Source organism: Actinosynnema sp. NPDC020468 (assembly GCF_040642015.1).
GTDB lineage: Bacteria > Actinomycetota > Actinomycetes > Mycobacteriales > Pseudonocardiaceae > Actinosynnema.
In genome coordinates this window covers 16,212-31,863 of the sequence record NZ_JBFAEO010000001.1, presented here as the reverse complement: position 1 = coordinate 31,863, position 15,652 = coordinate 16,212, and the positions used below count along the sequence as shown (strand labels likewise).

At 71.6% G+C, this 15,652-nt stretch carries 14 protein-coding genes and 2 tRNA genes; 7 read left to right on the top strand and 9 right to left on the bottom strand.

The window, feature by feature from the left end; genetic code table 11:
* Positions 1–48: 48 nt before the first annotated feature.
* Positions 49–1,152: a peptide chain release factor 2 gene (prfB, locus tag AB0G50_RS00175; protein ID WP_360100128.1), complete on the bottom strand. Its 1,104-nt coding sequence runs from the start codon at positions 1,150–1,152 to the stop codon at positions 49–51.
* A gap of 51 nt (positions 1,153–1,203) precedes the next feature.
* Positions 1,204–1,704, bottom strand: coding sequence for a helix-turn-helix transcriptional regulator (locus AB0G50_RS00170; RefSeq protein ID WP_360100125.1), 501 nt, complete (start codon positions 1,702–1,704; stop codon positions 1,204–1,206).
* A gap of 385 nt (positions 1,705–2,089) precedes the next feature.
* Between AB0G50_RS00170 and AB0G50_RS00165 the strand changes: the two genes are divergently transcribed.
* Positions 2,090–2,275 carry a hypothetical protein gene (locus tag AB0G50_RS00165; protein ID WP_360100122.1) on the top strand — a complete coding sequence of 62 codons (186 nt, stop codon included), beginning with the start codon at positions 2,090–2,092 and terminating at the stop codon, positions 2,273–2,275.
* A 54-nt stretch (positions 2,276–2,329) separates the two neighbouring features.
* On the opposite strand, the gene AB0G50_RS00160 is transcribed toward AB0G50_RS00165, so the two are convergent.
* The 3 genes from AB0G50_RS00160 to AB0G50_RS00150 form a co-directional block, all read right to left on the bottom strand.
* Positions 2,330–2,403: transfer RNA gene (locus AB0G50_RS00160), tRNA-Met, on the bottom strand.
* Between the two features lie 317 nt (positions 2,404–2,720).
* Positions 2,721–2,794 (bottom strand) — tRNA-Met (locus AB0G50_RS00155).
* Between the two features lie 96 nt (positions 2,795–2,890).
* Positions 2,891–5,881, bottom strand: a complete 2,991-nt coding sequence (locus tag AB0G50_RS00150; protein WP_360100119.1) for a UPF0182 family protein — start codon at positions 5,879–5,881, stop codon at positions 2,891–2,893.
* 107 nt (positions 5,882–5,988) lie between these two features.
* Here AB0G50_RS00150 and AB0G50_RS00145 point away from each other — a divergent pair, with 107 nt between their 5' ends.
* Positions 5,989–6,528: a PPA1309 family protein gene (locus AB0G50_RS00145; RefSeq protein WP_360100116.1), complete on the top strand. Its 540-nt coding sequence runs from the start codon at positions 5,989–5,991 to the stop codon at positions 6,526–6,528.
* Between the two features lie 9 nt (positions 6,529–6,537).
* Here the strand turns inward: AB0G50_RS00145 and AB0G50_RS00140 are convergent, their stop codons facing one another.
* Positions 6,538–7,629, bottom strand: a complete 1,092-nt coding sequence (locus AB0G50_RS00140) for a PDZ domain-containing protein (protein WP_360100113.1) — start codon at positions 7,627–7,629, stop codon at positions 6,538–6,540.
* An 81-nt stretch (positions 7,630–7,710) separates the two neighbouring features.
* Between AB0G50_RS00140 and AB0G50_RS00135 the strand changes: the two genes are divergently transcribed.
* Positions 7,711–9,012 carry a zinc-dependent metalloprotease gene (locus AB0G50_RS00135; protein ID WP_360100110.1) on the top strand — a complete coding sequence of 434 codons (1,302 nt, stop codon included), beginning with the start codon at positions 7,711–7,713 and terminating at the stop codon, positions 9,010–9,012.
* Positions 9,013–9,048: 36 nt separating this feature from the next.
* Here the strand turns inward: AB0G50_RS00135 and AB0G50_RS00130 are convergent, their stop codons facing one another.
* A complete protein-coding gene (locus AB0G50_RS00130; RefSeq protein ID WP_360100107.1) occupies positions 9,049–9,576 on the bottom strand; it encodes a M48 family metallopeptidase in 528 nt (175 codons plus the stop codon).
* 200 nt (positions 9,577–9,776) lie between these two features.
* On the opposite strand from AB0G50_RS00130, the gene AB0G50_RS00125 reads away from it, so the two are divergent.
* The 4 genes from AB0G50_RS00125 to AB0G50_RS00110 all read left to right on the top strand — a co-directional run bounded on the left by AB0G50_RS00125 (position 9,777) and on the right by AB0G50_RS00110 (position 13,469).
* Entirely contained in the window at positions 9,777–9,932 is a 156-nt protein-coding gene (locus AB0G50_RS00125; RefSeq protein ID WP_360100104.1) for a DUF5679 domain-containing protein, read from the top strand.
* A gap of 141 nt (positions 9,933–10,073) precedes the next feature.
* On the top strand, positions 10,074–11,066 hold the full coding sequence (locus tag AB0G50_RS00120; RefSeq protein ID WP_360100101.1) for a TOMM precursor leader peptide-binding protein: 993 nt from the start codon (positions 10,074–10,076) through the stop codon (positions 11,064–11,066).
* A 42-nt stretch (positions 11,067–11,108) separates the two neighbouring features.
* Positions 11,109–12,419 carry an AarF/UbiB family protein gene (locus AB0G50_RS00115; protein WP_360100098.1) on the top strand — a complete coding sequence of 437 codons (1,311 nt, stop codon included), beginning with the start codon at positions 11,109–11,111 and terminating at the stop codon, positions 12,417–12,419.
* Between the two features lie 474 nt (positions 12,420–12,893).
* A complete protein-coding gene (locus AB0G50_RS00110; protein ID WP_360100095.1) occupies positions 12,894–13,469 on the top strand; it encodes a hypothetical protein in 576 nt (191 codons plus the stop codon).
* A 373-nt stretch (positions 13,470–13,842) separates the two neighbouring features.
* On the opposite strand, the gene AB0G50_RS00105 is transcribed toward AB0G50_RS00110, so the two are convergent.
* Positions 13,843–14,016 (bottom strand): hypothetical protein, encoded by a 174-nt coding sequence (locus tag AB0G50_RS00105; RefSeq protein ID WP_360100092.1) that lies wholly within the window; start codon positions 14,014–14,016, stop codon positions 13,843–13,845.
* Positions 14,013–14,936, bottom strand: coding sequence for a class I SAM-dependent methyltransferase (locus tag AB0G50_RS00100; protein WP_360100089.1), 924 nt, complete (start codon positions 14,934–14,936; stop codon positions 14,013–14,015). The genes AB0G50_RS00105 and AB0G50_RS00100 overlap by 4 nt, the downstream gene beginning before the upstream one ends.
* Positions 14,937–15,652 lie beyond the last annotated feature (716 nt).

Below are 15,652 nucleotides of genomic sequence, written 5' to 3'. Positions count from 1 at the left end.
AGCCTCCGTCTCACCCGGCTTGTCCGGCCGCGGCGGAGGCTTGACCGATCAGGACGCCTGCTGCTGCTTGCGCCAGCGGATGCCGGCCTCGAGGAAGTCGTCGATCTCGCCGTCGAGCACGGCGGACGGGTTGCCCACCTCGTGCTCGGTGCGCAGGTCCTTGACCATCTGGTACGGGTGCAGCACGTAGGAGCGCATCTGGTTGCCCCAGCTGGACCCGGAGTCCTTGAGCGCGTCCATCTTGGCCTGCTCCTCCTGGCGCTGCCGCTCGAGCAGCTTGGCCTGGAGCACGGCCATCGCGGTCGCCTTGTTCTGCAACTGCGACCGCTCGTTCTGGCAGGACACCACGATGCCGGTCGGGATGTGCGTGAGGCGGACGGCCGAGTCGGTCGTGTTCACGCCCTGACCACCCGGACCGGACGAGCGGTACACGTCGACGCGCAGGTCCTTCTCGTCGATGTCGACGTGGTCGGTCTGCTCGACCACCGGCACGACCTCGACGCCCGCGAACGACGTCTGCCGGCGGCCCTGGTTGTCGAACGGCGAGATGCGCACCAGCCGGTGGGTGCCCTGCTCGACGCTGAGCGTGCCGTAGGCGTACGGGGCGGTCACCCGGAAGGTGGCGGACTTGATGCCGGCCTCTTCGGCGTAGGACGTGTCGAACACGTCGACGCCGTAGCCGTGGCGTTCGGCCCAGCGGGAGTACATCCGGAGCAGCATCTCGGCGAAGTCGGCCGCGTCCACGCCACCGGCCTCGGCGCGCACCGTCACCAGCGCGTTGCGCTCGTCGTACTCGCCGGACAGCAGCGTGCGGACCTCGAGGGCGGCGATCTCGCCCTTGAGCTTGGCGTGCTCGGTGTCCGCCTCGGCGAGGCTGCCCTCGTCGCCCTCGTCCTCACCGAGCTCGTAGAGCACGCCGAGGTCGTCCAGGCGGTCGCGCAGGCCGACCACGCGGCGCAGCTCGCCCTGCTTGTGGGAGAGCTGGCTCGTCACCCGCTGCGCCTGCTCCTGGTCGTCCCAGAGGTCGGGTCGCGCGGCGTGCTCCTCCAGCTCCGCGACCTGGGCGCGCAGAGAGTCGAGGTCCATCACCGCCTCGATGCTCGCGAGGGTGGCGGAGAGGTCCTTGAGGTCTGCTTCGACGTCCGGGTTCACGACCGAAGATTACGCCGGCACCGGTCGCCGAGTGCGACCGGTGCGCGCGCTTCAGCCGAGCGGGATCGCGTCGAGCAGCTTGAGAACGGCCTTCGCGTGGGCGAGGCCGAACTCGGCCACCGCCTTCGAGTAGGCGTCCTCCGCCGTCTTCACGGCGGTCTTGGCGGCCTCCTGCTCGGCGCCGTAGCCCGCCTTGGCGGCGTCCACGAGCCCCTGCCGCTGCTTGGCGGTCAACGAGCCCGCGTGCACCAGCCGCAGGATGAGCGGGCTCCGGAGGTGGTCCGGTCCCGGCTCGGAGAGCAGCCAGTTCTTGAAGGCCTTCTTACCGGCCGCGGTCAGCACGTACTGCTGACTGGAGCGGGGTCCCTGCTTGCCGAGGCGCAGCAGGCCTGCGTCCGCCAGGGCGGGCAGCTCGCGGTAGACCTGGCTGCGCGTGACGCTGAAGAACGCTCCGAAGCGCTCGCCTGCCTCAGCCACCAGTTGGCCACCGGTCTTGGGTCCGTCGTGCAGCAGACCCAACAGGGCCGCTGCCGTCGCATTGAGGTCCGACACGCTGTCAACGGTGCCACTTCCGGGTGCAGCTGTCCACAATGGTCAGCCGTTCTGTCCACAGTGGCTGATCACGGGCTAGCGCCGTTGGGCCAAGCGGAGCAACGGGAAAATCCGCTCCGTCACCACCCGCCGATCAGCTCCACGCTTTCGGCCGCTTGACCGCCGTTGTCCACCCGAAGTGGAAAATGCTTGCCGGACAAGGGATTCGACTTCGGGTGTCACCCGTACGGCCGCTTCGGTGGTGACCGCGCGCGCTGTTGGTCTTGCTCCTCGGGACGCCGGTAGCGCAACCCGGTGATGTCCCGGCCGACCTCTGGCACACACGCCCGGTGGTGGGACCATTACGACGGGTGTACGGCTGGAATCACGGAGGTGGGCTGTGGGCATGAAGTGGATGGAGACCAAGGTCGTGCGCAACGCCCGTGCGTGGGCCGGCGGGTCCGGCCAGACCGGGGCCAAGGACGAGTGCATGGTGTGCGGCAAGCCGATCCGCCGCTCCCGCACCGTCATGGGCGAGGGCCGCGTGTGTTCGCTGACCTGCGCCACGTACTGGGCGGAGAACATGACCTGAGCCGAACAGCAGTGAAGGCCCCCGCCGGTAACCCGACGGGGGCCTTCACTGTAGTAGCGGGGACAGGATTTGAACCTGCGACCTCTGGGTTATGAGCCCAGCGAGCTACCGAGCTGCTCCACCCCGCGCTGCTGAGTAGAACTCTACACCCCCCGAAAACCCACTTTCACCGGGGTACCCAAAACCCTCTGACCAGCCACGAATACCCGCCCACCCAAAATCCCGATCACCCACGTCCCGCCAACCTCTCCCCACCACACACACCCACTCCGCCCGACTCACCCGACTCAAGCCCTTCCCGACTCACCCGACTCGAGATGGCGACCAAACCCGGGGGTGCAGGGGGGCGAAGCCCCGCCTGCGCGGGGTCCGGGGGTCGCACCCCCGGTGTAAAATGCGAAAAAGCCCTGTCAGCGTTCTCTGCTGACAAGGCTTTCCCACTTTGTAGCGGGGACAGGATTTGAACCTGCGACCTCTGGGTTATGAGCCCAGCGAGCTACCGAGCTGCTCCACCCCGCGTTGGCGTTAATAGGAACCTTACGCCTGGGTTGCCGGGATATGCAAATCGGGTGGCCCGGACGTGAGCCAGGCCACCCGATTTCGCACCTCAGGGGGTCAGTTCGTCGGAGTGGGCGACGGCGCGACCGAGGAGGCCGGCGGCTGGGTGGTCGCCGTGCTCGCCTGCTCGAACCGCTTGGACGCCTCGTCCAGCTGCTTGTACGCCTTGCCCAGCGCCTCGAAGTCCCCACTACCCTGGGCCGCCTTCACGGCCGCCAGCGCGCTCTGGATGTCCTTCACGGCCTGCTGGAGGTCACCGCCGCCGGTCCCGTTGGGCGTCGTCGGGGTGGTCGACGTGGACGGCGGCTGGGAGGTCGACGTCGGCGGGGTCTGCCCCGTCGGGTCGGGCACCTGGGACGCCGCCCCGGTCAGCACCTGCTCGAGCGCCTGGCTCAGCGTCGGCGCGTACCCGACCTTGTCGCCGAAGCTCACGAGCACCTTGGACAGCTGCGGGAACGACGTGTTCTGCGAGGCCCGTTCCAGGTAGACCGGTTCCACGTAGAGCAGCCCGCCGCCGATCGGCAGCGTCAGCAGGTTGCCGTAGAGGACCTTCGTCTTCTGCTGGGTCAGCAGGTTCAGCTCCGAGGACACCGTCGCCGAGGTCAGGAACTGGGTCTGGATCTGCTGCGGACCCTTGGCCTCGTTGTTCAGCGTCAGCACGCTGATCTTGCCGTAGTTGTCCGGGTCGGACCGCACCGTCACGTACGACGCCATGAACTCGCGGTTCTGCCGGACCAGCGAGCTGGTCAGCTGGAAGCTCACCTTGTTCACGTCGCCGGTCGGGTCGCCCGCCAGCACGTAGTACGGCGGTTGCTGGTCCCGGTTCTGCTGGTTGCTCTGCTGCGCCTGCTCGACGGTCGTCGGGTTGTCCACCGTCGGGTCCGACGGCACGTCCCAGAACGAGACGCCCGAGAAGAAGTCCCGCGGCTCGTCCACGTGGTAGCGGGACAGGATCTCCCGCTGCACCTTGAACAGGTCCTCCGGGTACCTCAGGTGCTCCTTGAGCGACGCGGACATGTCGGACGCGGGCTTGACCGTGCCGGGGAAGACGCCCATCCACGCCTTCAGCACGGGGTCCTTCTCGTCCATCGCGTACAGCGTCACCGTGCCGTCGTAGGCGTCCACAGTGGCCTTGACGGAATTGCGGATGTAGCTGATCTCCCGGTTCGGCTGCTGCGCCACGCCCGGCAGGGAGTCGTTGGTCGCCTCGCCCAGCGCCGTCTTGCGCGCGTACGGGTAGTCGTCCAGCGTCGTGTAGCCGTCCACGATCCAGGTGATGCGACCGTCGACCACCGCCGGGTACGGGTCGCCGTCCACGGTCAGCCACGGCGCCACGGCCTGCACCCGGTCGCGCGGGTGCCGGTTGAAGATGATCCGCGAGTCGTCGCCGATGGCCGAGTTGAACAGGATGTTGCGCTCGCCGTAGGACGCCGCGAACACCAGCCGGTTGAACAGGCCGCCGATCCGGACGCCGCCCTTGCCGTCGTAGGTGAACGACGACCGGTCGGTGTCGTACTCGCCGGGCGAGCCCGCGTCCCGGCCGCCGACGATCGCGTAGTCCGAGGCGGTGCCGTCCTCGCCGAAGTACGTGCGCGGCTGCTTGACCCCGAACGGGCCTTCCTTGACGTTGCCGTCCTGGTCGACCTCGGCCGCCTGGAACACCGGGTAGCCGCCGTTGCCGCCGGTGTCCGCGGGCGAGTTCACCTTGCTGGCCTCGGCGAAGACCATGCCGTTGCCGTGGGTGTAGATGAGGTGCTGGTTGATCCAGTCGCGCTGGCCCTGCGGGATGCCGTCGGAGTTCAGCTCGCGGACCGCGACGATGTAGTCCTGGAGCTCGTTGTCCACTTTGTACCGGTCGACGTCGAGCTTCTCCGGGAACGAGTAGAACGGCCGCAGCTGCTGGAACTGGGTGAACGTCTTGGACACCACGGCCGGGTCGAGCAGCCGGATGTTGCCCAGGGTCGCCTGGTCCTTCTTCAGCTCGTCGATCGAGACGTTCTGCTTGCCCTCGTACGGCTTGGTCTCGACCTGCTCGTCGGTGACGCCGAACGCCTCCCGGGTCGCCTGGATGTTGCGGCTGATCGACGTGGCTTCCTTGTCGATCGCGTTGGGGCGGACCGAGAACTGCTCCAGCACGGCGGGCCACGCGGCGCCGACGAGGATGCTCGACAGCACCAGCAGCACGGTCGCGATCGCGGGCAGTTGCAGGTTGCGCAGCACCGCGCCGGTGAAGAACGCGACCGCGCAGAACACCGCGATGAACAGCAGGATCAGCTTGGCCGGCAGCACCGCGTTGATGTCGGTGTAGCTCGCGCCGCCGAACTTCTCGTGCTCGGCGAACAGCAGCTGGTACCGGTCGAAGAAGTACGCCACCGCCTTGAGCAGCACGAACAGGCCCGCCACGATCGACAGGTGCATCCGCGCCGGACCGGACAGCTGCCCGCCGCGACCCGCGAGCCGGATCCCGCCGAACAGGTAGTGCGCCACCACCGCGCCGACGAACGACACCGCCACCGCCACGAACAGCCAGCCGAGCAGCCACTCGTAGAACGGCAGCTGGAAGGCGTAGAACCCGATGTCGTGCTGGAACTGCGCGTCCGTCACGCCGAAGTCGACGGCGTTGAGGAACAGCTGGAACTGCTGCCAGGCGCCCTGCGCCGACGCGCCCGCGACGAGGCCGACGAGGACCGGCAGACCGATGCCGAACAACCGCATCCGGCGGGTCACGACCGAGCGGTAGCGCGCGATCGGATCGTCCGGTCCGGACACGGGGACGAACACGGGACGGGTGCGGAAGGCGATGATCAGGTTGATCGCGACGAGGCCGCCGACGAGCAGGCCGACGGCGAGGAACAACCCGACCTGGGTCGCCAGCACCGTGCCGTAGACACTGCGGAAGCCGACCTCTCCGAACCACAGCCAGTTGACGTAGGTGCCGAGCAGCCTGGAACCGGTGATCAACCCGACCAGGAGCACCGCACCGACGATGAGCAGAATCCGGCTTCGACGGGACAGCCTCGGCAGTCCGACCGGGGGCCGTGTGGCCACGGGGCACGCTCCTGGATCGCGGGTGGTGGCGTTCGTACTTTCCGTCCAACTCTACGGAGGCCGCCGAGGGTTCCCCGTTCGGTTCTCCGTTTCGGGTGGATGCGACGATGGCTTTCGTGCCAGCCAGTGAGAAGCCGCCCGTGGTGCTGCCCGCCGTCGCCCGCGAGGTCGAACAGTTCGTGTCCTCCGGCGGATGGAATCAGGCTCCCCAGCTGTTCGCGCTGGTCGAGACCGCGGAGTTGCTCGCGCAGCAGCCCGAGCTCGCCGACCAGCTCGACCCCGAGGCCTCGCCGCTGACCCCGATCGCGCAGGACGAGCTGCCCGCCGACGAGCTGGACCGGGCGCTCGCGGGCATCGTGTGGCCGGACGCGGTCACGGGGTGCGCGCTCGCCCAGGAGATCGTCGTGCTGCCGCCCGACGCCGAGTCCGAGCTGTCCGAGGACCTGGACGACGAGGCCGCCCGCCGGTTCGCCGCCGAGCACCCGCAGCGCCGGGAGGCCCGGATCGTGGCGGCCGTGCTGCGGGACGGCCGGGTGTCGTGCGTGCTGCGCCTGCGCGGCAGCGCCGACCGGCCCGAGGAGGTCGTGGAGCACCCCGAGCTCGCGCCGAACCTGACCGACGCGCTCCTCGGGACGTTCCAACCCTGACCGGTCCCCTCAGCAGCCCGGCGCGTCCTTGCCGGCGTTGAGCGCCTCCAGGGACTGCACGGCGTCATCGATCTTCTCGACCTTCACCAGCCGAAGGCCCGCGGGCGCGTTCTGCTTGGCCTCGTCGCAGTTGCCCGCGGGCACCAGGAAGGTCGTCGCGCCGCCCTCGCGCGCGGCGACCATCTTGAAGGCGATGCCGCCGATGCGCCCGACGACGCCGTTGTCATCGATTTCCCCGGTGCCCGCGACGGACTGGCCGCCGTTGAGCTCGCCCGGCGTCAGCTTGTCCACGATCGACAGACCGAACATGAGGCCGGCGGACGGGCCGCCCACGTCGTTCAGGCTGATCTTGATCTCGAACGGCACGTCCGCGCGGTCCACCGGGAGCACGCCGAGGAACCCGTTCTGCCGGTCGTCGGTGCTGTTCTTGCCGAGGGTGACCTTCGAGGTCTTCTGCTGCCCGTCGTGCTTGTAGGTCAGCTCGACCTGGTCGCCGGGCTTGGTCGCCTCCAGCGCCGGCCGCACGTCGGCCGCCGAGGACACCGCCTTGCCGTTGACCGCGAGCAGCTGGTCGTTGGGCTGCAACACGTTGTCCGCCGCGGAGCCCTTCGTGATCTCCGCCGCCACGACCTTCATCGGGTACTTGAGGTAGCGCAGCGCGGCCACCTCGGCGCTGGTCTGCGAGTCCTGGAACGCCTTGACGTTCTGGTCGCGGACCTGCTGCTCGGACTGGCCGGGCCGGAAGAACTCCTCGCGGGGCGCGAGCGCGTACCGGCCGCTGACCCACAGTCCCAGCGCGCCGAACAGCGACACGTCGTCGGTGAGCGACACGGTCGTCATGGTCAGCTTGCCGCCGGTGGGGAACGTCTCCTGGCCCTCGATGTGGACCACGTCGCCGCCGTCGGCCTGACCGAGCGTGTCGTAGGTCGGACCGGGGCCCAGCGCCACGTACGGCACTCTGGCGAACCCGCCGAGCAGCCCGAGCACGAGCACGGTGGACAGGCTGATCACCAACGTCCACGTGCGCCGGGTCAGTCCGCGCCGCGGCGGGTCCGGCGGAGGAGGCGGCTGCTCAACGACGGTGTCGGTGCGCTCTGTCACGGTCGACAGGGTACGGCCACCGGGTCACGCCGTCGGCGAACCGGTCCCGCGCGCCACCAGCGTCCCGCGTACCGTGGCGGTATGAGTGACCTGCCCTTCGGGTTCAGCCCGCAGGACCCCGACGACAAAGGCCGCAAACCGGAGGAGCCGGGGGGCCAGAACCCCTTCGACTTCAACCAGCTCGGCGCGATGCTGAGCCAGCTGGGCGCGATGTTCAGCGGCGCGGGCACGTCCTCCGGACCGGTCAACTACGACTTGGCCAAGCAGATCGCCCTCCAGCAGCTGGCCGGCACGGGCGGCACGACGACCGGGTTCGGCCCGGACCAGACCTCCGCGGTCACCGACGCGGTGCACCTGGCGGAGATGTGGCTCGACCCGGTGACGGCGCTGCCCGCCGGCGTCCGGGTGTCGCAGAGCTGGAGCGCCAAGGAATGGGTGGAGCGCACCCTGCCGACGTGGCAGCGGCTGTGCGACCCGGTGGCGCGCCGGGTGTCCGGAGCCTGGGTCGACGCGATGCCCGCGGAGGCCAAGGACGCGGCCGGCCCGCTGCTGTCGATGCTCGGCCAGATGGGCGGCATGGCGTTCGGCTCGCAGCTCGGCGGCGCGCTGGCGCAGCTCGGCTCGGAGGTGCTGACCTCGACCGAGGTGGGCCTGCCGCTGGGTCCCGAGGGCACCGCGGCGCTGCTGCCCGCGAACATCGAGAAGTTCACCGAGGGCCTGGAGCGGCCCGCGAGCGAGGTGCTGGTGTTCCTGGCCGCCCGCGAGGCGGCGCACCAGCGGCTGTTCAGCCACGTGCCGTGGTTGCGGCAGCGGCTGCTCGACACGGTGGAGGAGTTCGCGCAGGGCATCACGGTCGACACCTCGGCGCTGGAGCAGCTCGCCGGTCAGGTCGACCCGGCGAACCCGGCCTCGATCGAGGAGGCCATGAAGTCCGGCATGCTCGAGCCGCAGACCACGCCCGAGCAGAAGGCCGCGCTGACCCGGCTCGAGACGCTGTTGGCGCTGGTCGAGGGCTGGGTGGACGTCGTGGTGGCGGACGCCGTCGGCGAACGACTGCCCGGCGCCGAGGCGTTGCGCGAGACGTTGCGGCGCCGACGGGCGTCCGGCGGTCCGGCCGAGCAGACCTTCGCCACGCTGGTCGGCCTGGAGCTGCGACCGCGCCGGCACCGCTCGGCGGCGGCGCTGTGGAAGCTGCTGGGCGACCGGCACGGGATCGAGCTGCGCGACGGCGTCTGGGAGCACCCCGACCTGGTGCCCGGCGCCGACGACCTGGACGACCCGTTGGAGTTCGCGGAGCGGTTCGGCAGCACCCGCAAGGCGCTGGAGGACCCGATCGCGGAGTTGGAGCGGACGATCCAGGAGGAGAAGAAGGACGACGAGTGACGGTTCCCGGGGCGGTCCGGTCCGGCTCGCCCCGGCTCAGTCCTCCTCGGTGATGTTCAGGCCCGCGGCGGCGGACAGGCCCTCCAGGTAGCCGATGGCCCGCTCGGCCTTCGGGTAGCGGTGCACCAGGTCCCAGAAGTCCTTGCCGTGGCCGGGCACCCGCAGGTGGGCCAGCTCGTGCACCAGCACGTAGTCGAGCACCCACGGCGGCACGTCGCGCAGGCGCTCGCTGATCCGGATCGTGCCCTCGCTGGGCGTGCACGACGCCCACCTCGTGCGCATCGGCGGCACCCACCGCACGCTGCGCGGCTCCACGCCGTCCAGGTACTTCTCGGACAGCTCCTCGCACCGGTTGAGCAGGGCCGCGTCCGACGTGCGCGTGGGCGAACGACGGCGCGTCTCGCTGCGCTGGAGGCGGCTGAGCATCTCCGCCACCCAGTGCTTCTCCTCGGTCTTGGTCATCCGCGCCGGGAGGAGGACCACGACCGTGTCCCCCTCCCGGTACGCGCTGACCATGCGACGGCGCCGCGCACTGCGCCGCACCTCCACCTGCGGTTCGGGCATGGCGACCACGGTACGGCCACCCACCGACAATTCGCGGCGGCCAAGCGGCGGTGCGTACCGGCAGGGGGTGGCGAATTGCTCCGAAAGGCGGCTGGACACGCACGGCCCGGCGTGCAGCGGGACCACGCGCGCGGAGGTAGCGTGCTGCGCAGTCCCGAGTGCGGTGCGAGCCGCACTCCCGGAGAGCGAGGGAGCCAGCCGTGGCGGAGACCTACAACGGCTACTGCGTCAAGTGCCGGGAGAAGCGCGACTTCTCCGGCGAGATCCACGAGAGCAACAACCGCAGGATGGCCAAGGGCAAGTGCCCGGTGTGTGGGACCACGGTGACCCGGATCCTCGGCAAGGCGAAGGTCTGACCCGCCGGTGGCCGGATCCCTGCCCGGCCACCTGTCGAGCCCGGGTCGCGCGGGCGGCCGCCGGTCGACGCGCGGAACCGGTCCCCGACCGGCACGCTGCCCGCTGTGGATCTACCCGACCGGCCCCGTGTCCTCCCCGGGGTGCCCGTCCTGCGCCGTCACCGCGACATCGTCCAGATCGGCCTCGACGGCCGGCACGCCGTGCTGGTGGAGGACGTGCGCCCACCCACGTTCGAGGCCCTGCTGGACCTCTCCGGCAGCCACACGCTCGCCGAGCTGCGCGCCCGGCTCGCCGGTCACGGCGACCAGGCCGACGAGCTGGTCGTCCTGCTCGGCGACCTGGTCAGAGCGGGTCTGGTCGAGGACTCCGTCCCGCCGCCGCACGGCCGGCTGACCCCCGAGACCACCGACTGGGCGCTGCGCACCCGCCGCGGCGCACGGCACGTGCCGGCGGCCCGCGACTCCCGGTCCGTGCTGGTGCACGGCGACGGCAGGCTCGCGGTCGCGGTGGCGTCCGCGCTGGCCGGCACGGGTGTCGGGCACGTGCGTGTGGTCGCCGGAGGGCGCGTCGGGCCCGAGGACACCGGCACCGGCTACCTCGACTCGGACGTCGGCCGGCCGCGCGCCGAGGCCGCCCGGGAGGCCGTGAAGCGGACCACCGACGCCGTGCGGGTCGCGCCGGCCCCACCCGATCTGGTGATCTTGGCGGACGCGCTCGTGCCGGCGCCGGAACTCGTCGCCTCCCTGGTGTCGAAGCGCACACCGCACCTGGCGGTCCGGGTCCGCGAGGGGCTGGGTCTGGTCGGCCCGCTGGTCGTGCCCGGCCGGTCCAGCTGCCTGCGGTGCGCGGACATGCACCGGGCCGAGCGGGACCACGCGTGGCCGTTGATCGCGGCGCAACTGGTGGGGCGCGTGCAGCACGCCGACCTGGCGACCACTACGGCGACCGTGGGTCACGCGGTCGCGCAGGCACTGCTGGCGCTCGACCACGGCGAGCAGGCCGTGACCAGGCCGCCGACCTGGGACGCGGTGCTCGAGGTCGACGCCTACCACGGGCGGGTGGAGCACGTGATCTCCCCGGTGCACCCCCGGTGCGAGTGCCGTTCGGCGCTCCGACCCGACGGAGCTGTGTAGGTTCTGACGGAGAGGCGACGATCCACCGGGGAGGATCACCGGGTGAGTGAAATCCCGCGCAAGGCCGTGCAGCGCACCGCCAAGCTCGCCAGCCTGCCGCTCGGGGTGGCCGGCCGGGTCGTCGGCGGTTGGGGCAAGCGCTTGGCCGGGCGCAGTTCCGAGGAGGTCAGCGCCGAGCTGTCGGCGAAGACGGCGGAACAGCTGTTCGCGGTCCTGGGCCAGCTCAAGGGCGGCGCGATGAAGTTCGGCCAGGCGCTGTCGGTGTTCGAGGCCGCGGTGCCGGACGAGCTCGCCGAGCCGTACCGCGAGGCGTTGACCAAGCTCCAGACCGCCGCGCCGCCGATGCCCGCGCGGACCGTGCACCGGGTGCTGGTCGAGCAGCTGGGCACGTCCTGGGTGAAGCGGTTCGCGTCGTTCTCCGACGAGCCGGCCGCGTCGGCGTCGATCGGGCAGGTGCACCGGGCGGTGTGGCACGACGGCCGCGACGTGGCGGTGAAGGTGCAGTACCCCGGCGCGGACGAGGCGTTGCAGGCCGACCTCAAGCAGCTGCTGCGGTTCAGCAGGCTGATCCAGGCGATCATGCCGGGCACCGAGGTCAGGCCGCTGCTGGAGGAGCTGCGCGACCGGTACCTGGAGGAGCTGGACTACCGGACCGAGGCGGACAACCAGCGCGCGTTCGCGAAGGCGTTCGACGGCGACCGGAACGTGGTGGTGCCGCGGGTGGTCGCCTCCGCGCCGCGGGTGATGGTGACCGAGTGGACCGACGGCGTGCCGCTGTCCCACATCATCCGGTCGGGGACGGTCGAGGAGCGGGACCTGGCGGGCCGGCTGCTCGCGGAATTCCACTTCTCGGCGCCGTCGCGGTCGGGGCTGCTGCACGCGGACCCGCACCCCGGCAACTTCATGCTCGGCGACGACGGCCGGCTGCGGGTGCTGGACTTCGGTGCCGTCGCCCGGCTGCCCGAGGGCCTGCCGCGCACGTTGGGGCTGATGACGCGGATCGCGCTGGACGGGCGATCGGCGGACCTGGTCGACCTGCTGCGGTCGGAGCACTTCATCCGACCGGGCACCGACCTGCGGGCCCAGGACGTGCTCGACTACCTGGCCCCGTTCGTGGAGCCGTTGCGCACGGAGACGTTCCACTTCACCCGGAAGTGGTTGCAGAAGCAGGCCGAACGGGTGGGTGACCTGCGCAGCCCGGATTCGCAGACGGGCCGTTCGCTCAACCTGCCGCCGCAGTACCTGCTCATCCACCGGGTGACGCTGGGCGCGACGGGCATCCTGTGCCAGCTGGACGCGACCGTGCCGACGCGGTCGATCGTGGAGCAGTGGCAGCCGGGCTTCGCGGACTGACCCAGCCTGGGTTCCCACTCGGGCGTTAGCCACCAAGGCGCCACTGCCGAGGGTGCGGCCGGAGGGTGCGCCGTCACCAGGACGGCGTGGTTCGGCCGGTACGCCTCGCGCCCGGCAAGCAGGCATTCCCGCGCGCGGCCGGCGCCGCATGCGGCCCTGGGCGAACCCCGATCCGGCGGTGGGTCGCACCCGCACCCGGTCGGCCCGTCTCACCCGCGCCCCCGGGCGCGCCCTCGCCGAACCGGGGATCGGACCGGCGCTCGGTGCAGGCAGGCCCTCCCCCACGGGCAGCCGTAGGCGAGCCCGGGCCTGCGGCGGTTCGCGCCCGCACGGCGACATCGCCTTCCGCGCGGCCGCGGCGAATCGGTGGTGGTGCGCGGCCGCGGGGGTCGAGTTGTCCACAGCCCCCCGGGTTGTCCACAGTTCGCGCAACGCCCCTCGCACCCCCGCCCCACCCGGCGCAGGATCGACCCCATGACCGACGTGACCACCACCTCCGCCCTCCGCGCCACCGGCGTCCCCGACTACCGCATCGCCCTCCGCTGCCGCCCCGGCGGCCCGTGGCAACGCGTCCTGCCGGGCGTGGTGCTGCTGAGCGCGACCCCGCCGACCCGAGCGCAACGCGTCCGCGCCGCCGTCGCCTACGCCGGTGAGGGCGCGGTGGTGACGGGCGTCGACGCGCTACGCGCCCACGGCGTTCCCCTGCCCTGCCCGCCGAGGGTGCACGTGCTGCAACCGGCCACCCGCCGCCGCTCCGGCCACGAGCACCTCCGCCTGGAACGCACCACCCGCCCACCGCCCCCGGTGACGAAGGCCGGCATCCCCTACGCCCCACCGGCGAGGGCCGCCGCCGACGCCGCCAGGTCCGAACACCACCCGATCCGCCTCCACCACCTGCTGACGGAGGTCATCGCCCGAGGTCTCTGCACCCCCGACGCCCTGCTCACCGAACTGGCCCACGGCAGCCGAAGGGGAACAGCCGCCCCCAAGGCGATCCTGACCACCCTCCGAGCCCACCTACCCGACCACTCGCGGACCGACACCGGCTGACCGCCCACAAGCACCGACCCAACCGATCAACCCTCACCCGTCCGCAACCGCACCTGCCACCACCGACCACACCTCACCCCGACCACGCCCACACCCGCCCGGCCCAGGCAGGCGCCGCCACGGCCATGTCGACCAGCCCCAACCCCGGCTCACCGCACACACAAGCGACAAGTCCGACCGATCAGCCCACACCCAGCCGACCCCTACCCACACCGACCGCGCGCTCTCTCGCCCGCCCCGGGCAGGCGCCGTCTCGGCCGGCGCGCAACCCCGCCACCCGCAGTCGGCCCGGCGGTCGACCCGGCCCTCACCATCCGGCCCTCGCCACCCGATCCGACAGCGATCCCCACTCCCCCGGAGGCAGCCTTTGGACTCACCAGTACTCGGTCGGCAGCTTGCCCTCGATGTCGCGCACGTGGACCCGCGCGCACACGTGGCACAGCCAGCGGTCCGCGCCGTTCTCCCGCTCCCGCACCCAGGCGAGCAGTTCGGCGGGGTCCACGACCGAGGTCCGGGTGCGGCCGCACCGGGCGCAGGTGTCGGTCACGGCTTGCGGCCGAGGTGGATGGTCGAGGCGGAGAGGAGGTAGACGTCGTCGCGGGCGCCGACGTAGGCCGTGTCGTCCGGGTCGAGCAGGCGGGCGACGGTGCGGCGGTCGGCCGGGTGGAGGCGGTCGGCGCCGACCTCGGCCAGCCAGCGGAGCTGTTCGACCGCCCACTCCTTGACCAGGGACGACGCGGGTGCGGGCTGGTCGTTCAGGTAGCTGAAGGCCGTGACGTCGAGCAGGCCGGCGTCGGTCAGCACGACGTTCCAGCCGACCGGCAGCGGCACGACGCCCTGGATGTCCTGCTTCATCCGCACGAACCACTCGGCGCGGGCGGCCATCAGCCGGTGCGGCAGGCCGGGCTCGCCGACACCGAGGTCCCACGGCAGGAACTGCGGCTCCAGGCCACCCTCGCCCAGGGCCAACCAGCCGTCGCTCGCCAGGGCGTCGACCAGGGAGGCCACGGCGGCGCGCTCGTCGGGAAGGTGGTGGACGACGCGGGCGGCCCACACGAGGTCGACCGGGCCGACCAGGTCGAGCACCCGCTCGGTCGCCACGTCGGCCAGCACCGGGCGGACGTGGACGGGCTTGGGCTCGTAGGCGGCGGCCGCGCGGGCGGCGGTGGTGGCGGCGTCCAGGAGTTCCGGCACGGCGTCGACCAGGACGACCGTGCCGCCACCCCGGGCGGCCAGCGCCTCCACCAGTGCCACCGCCATGCCGCCGGCACCCGAACCGACGTCGACCACGGTGGGCGTCTCCGGCAGCGGGCGGACCAGGCGGCGGGCGACGACACGGCGGTTCTCGGCGTCGAGTTCGTCGGCGCGGCGGAACGTGGTCAGGCGGTTCGACCAGTCGATCCCGTCGTGGGTGTGCGGGTTGGCGTGGGTGTGCGGGTTGGCGGGAGTGTGCGAGTGAGCGGCCACACACCGAACGGTACCGACGACCCGGCCCGCTCTCCCGCTGAGTTTCCCGCCCCCCACGCCGGGCTCGGCCGAAGTCGGCCCACGCCCGTGGGTCCGACCACCACGCTCCCGAACCCGCGACCACCGCCACCGACCCGCCCGCAACCGTCAGCGCGACAGCCTGGCCCGAGGCTCTTGGCGCTCCGGCATTTCCGGGGTTTCACGGATCCGGCTCCTGATGCTCCGGGGCCGGCGCTCCCCGGAGCTCCGGGGTCCTTGGTGCGCACGGTTTTCGAGCACTCGGGCCGGCCTGGCGCGCGCGGTTTCGGGCACTCGGGTTCGAGCACTCGGGTCGCCTCGGCGCTGCGGTGCTCCAGGTTCTCGGCCGGTTGGGGCGTCCGGCGGTTGGGGCGGCCTGAGCGGTTCAGGTGCTCGGGCGGTCCAGGTGCTCCGGGCGGTCCGGGCGGTCCGGGCGGTCCGGGCGGTGGGGGACGTCCGGCGCTTGGGGTGGTCTGGGCGGTCTGGGTTCTCCGGGCGATCCAGGTGCCCTGGGTGGTCTGGGTGTCAGGCGCTTGGGGCGGTCCCAGGGGCTCGGGGCTCGGGGCGGGCGGTCCCGGAGGCGGTCTCGTGGGGCGGCGTCGTGGGGGCGGCGTTCGGCGTGGTTCGGCGTGGTTCGGGAAACGCGGGAACCCGGTGGTCCCCTCCGCACGGAGGGGACCACCGGGTTCAGGACCACC

Excerpts from the sequence above, each read along its gene's own strand:
- AB0G50_RS00165 (WP_360100122.1), top strand. The coding sequence starts at position 2,090 with ATGAAGTGGATGGAGACCAAGGTCGTGCGCAACGCCCGTGCGTGGGCC.
- AB0G50_RS00145 (WP_360100116.1), top strand. The coding sequence starts at position 5,989 with ATGGCTTTCGTGCCAGCCAGTGAGAAGCCGCCCGTGGTGCTGCCCGCC.
- AB0G50_RS00135 (WP_360100110.1), top strand. The coding sequence starts at position 7,711 with ATGAGTGACCTGCCCTTCGGGTTCAGCCCGCAGGACCCCGACGACAAA.
- AB0G50_RS00130 (WP_360100107.1), bottom strand. The coding sequence starts at position 9,576 with ATGCCCGAACCGCAGGTGGAGGTGCGGCGCAGTGCGCGGCGCCGTCGC.
- AB0G50_RS00110 (WP_360100095.1), top strand. The coding sequence starts at position 12,894 with ATGACCGACGTGACCACCACCTCCGCCCTCCGCGCCACCGGCGTCCCC.